Raw genomic sequence first — 249 nt, forward strand, 5'->3', positions numbered from 1 at the left:
CTCCCGATACTTATCCGGCAGGTAGGGAATGACGCCTTTCATCCCGCATATCGCCTCCTGCAAGTTATCTTCGGCTTCCTCTTCCATCACGCTTGGAATCTGCTCCGGCAGCTCATCCAGCCGTTTCTCCTTGCGGAAATGATCCGCTACTGTATTCCGAGCAATCTGGTACAGCCAGGCTCGCAGCCGATCCGGATCCTGCAGCTCCGGCAGGTGCCGGTAAGCCTTCATAAATACCGTCTGCACGAT

1 protein-coding gene is annotated in these 249 nt (G+C 55.8%); it reads right to left on the bottom strand.

Translation table 11 applies throughout. The features are described from left to right. The coding region (locus ACSNOG_RS33755) for a sigma factor (RefSeq protein ID WP_436756479.1) at nt 1-249 on the bottom strand (249 nt) is incomplete at both ends.

It is taken from the genome of Streptomyces sp. URMC 124, from assembly GCF_051386455.1.
Classification (GTDB): domain Bacteria; phylum Actinomycetota; class Actinomycetes; order Streptomycetales; family Streptomycetaceae; genus Streptomyces.